The following is an 810-nucleotide window of genomic DNA, read 5'->3' as shown; positions in this document are numbered from 1 at the left end:
TCTGACCCGTACTTTTGCAGGTTGATCAGAAACTCTTGCAAAGCCTCTTGTGAACAGTGGCAAATGCCCGAAGAATACCGGCATGAAATCGAAGAAACCCTTACCCCTTCCTGAGGAAGAGGTCGATGATCTCGGCCCGGCCAGTATTTTTGATGGCGATCCGTCTGAGGAAGAAGATCTTTGGTTTCTGCCCCCCGATGAGGTCGAAGAAAAGGATTACTTCCTTCCCGGTCCGCGATCGGATCAACGTTTGCTGTTTGACCCACGCGATTGGCGGGCGGCGCAGTCTGAGTTGTCGTCGGAGCTTGCAGATCTTGCGCTGACCTTCGGTGCGTTGGATGAACGATTGCGCGCAGGCCCCAAGGGGTGGACGCATCGTTTGGCCCTGATGGAGACGTCTGACTTGGGCTGGTGGACTGGCGATCGCGTCAGTGTTGACCGATTGGCTTTGTGGACCGGTCTGCGCATCGGAGCAACCCATGATGACGTGCAGGCATTGTTCCGCGCCGGATGGGCCGTGCGCCGACTGAGCTCGGGGGCTGCTCCTGCAGAAGGGGGATGGGAAACCGGACTGACTGCATTTCTGGACCGTCTGGCGCAAGGGTCCGATGCAGCCCCGGATGCAATTGTGGATCTGGCAGAAGTTATGCGAGGCGTAGAAGGTTTGCATCCGGTCACGCAATCCGCCATCGCGTTTCATGCTTGGCGCGCGATTGCGCAGGGTGTTGGTCAGGATACAGAAGCTGCAGTGATTGCCGCGCGGCATGCAGCGACCATGGGGCGTGGTGGTGCCGTATTCATGCCGCTTGC

The 810-nt window shown here is 58.3% G+C and carries 1 protein-coding gene; it reads left to right on the top strand.

The features are described 5' to 3' along the window. Positions 1 to 82 precede the first annotated feature (82 nt). On the top strand, positions 83 to 810 hold a 728-nt coding region (locus ACR0JF_RS23335), incomplete at its 3' end, for a helix-turn-helix domain-containing protein (RefSeq protein WP_480670127.1).

It is taken from the genome of Ruegeria sp. BG11 (assembly GCF_056538565.1).
This window is presented reverse-complemented; position numbering and strand designations above follow the sequence as displayed.